Here is a 947-nt window from a genome sequence, read left to right as displayed (position 1 = left end):
CTGGTTTGGTTGCAGGGCGAGAGATGGGGCTTCCAGTTAGGGGAAGGTCAAGACGTGATCTGACCTGTGATAAAATTTTGACGCGCCCTTGACCTTCCAGTGACTAGAACCACCATGTAAGGCACAGCCACACAGAATCGAGGAGGCTGTCATGCCCGAACAAAACCCTGTTACATTGTCCGTCGAAGGCATGTCCTGTGCCTCTTGCGTTGGGCGCGTGGACCGCGGCCTAACGGCGGTTGAGGGCATTCATGACGTCTCGGTCAACCTTGCATCTGAAACCGCACGACTTGTTGCTGACAACCCGGAGCGCATCGCAGACGCCATCGCGGCGCTCGACAAGCTTGGTTACCCGGCGCGGGTGGCGTCGGTGACGCTGAACGTGGAATCGATGTCCTGTGCCTCTTGCGTCGGACGCGTCGACAAGGCGCTGGAGGCTGTGCCGGGCGTGCTTGACGTCAATGTAAACCTCGCATCTGAAACCGCGACCGTGCGCTATGCCGAAGGCGCGGTCACTCCCGCCGAACTGATCGCGGCCAGCAAGGACGCCGGCTATCCCGCGACCGTGGCAGAGGCGGCGGGCGGTGAGGATCGCACCGCCCGCAAGGCGGAAGAAGCCCGTAGCCTTGCCCGGCGCATGGCTTATGCCGCTGCCCTCGCGCTGCCGGTCTTTGTGGTTGAGATGGGCGGCCATGTGTTTCCGGTCTTTCACCACTGGATCAACGCCACCATCGGTCAGCAGACCAGCTGGCTGTTGCAGTTCGCACTGACGACGCTGGTGCTGATCGGGCCGGGTCGGATCTTCTATCTCAAAGGCTTCCCCGCGCTGCTGAAGGGCGCGCCGGACATGAACAGCCTTGTCGCGGTGGGTACCGGGGCAGCCTATCTTTACTCCGTTGTCGCAACCTTCCTGCCTGCGCTTTTGCCGGACGCGGTGCGTGCGGTCT

The 947-nt window shown here is 62.1% G+C and carries 1 protein-coding gene; it reads left to right on the top strand.

The window, feature by feature from the left end:
• Positions 1-151: 151 nt before the first annotated feature.
• Positions 152-947: copper ion binding protein (locus C6W91_RS21140; protein WP_370571612.1), on the top strand; the 796-nt coding region annotated here is incomplete at its 3' end.

The sequence above is a fragment of the Phaeobacter sp. SYSU ZJ3003 genome (assembly GCF_041300735.1).
Taxonomy (GTDB): domain Bacteria; phylum Pseudomonadota; class Alphaproteobacteria; order Rhodobacterales; family Rhodobacteraceae; genus Phycobacter; species Phycobacter gallaeciensis_A.
The sequence above is the reverse complement of the archived record's forward strand: the minus strand, read 5'-3'. Positions and strand labels throughout refer to the sequence as shown.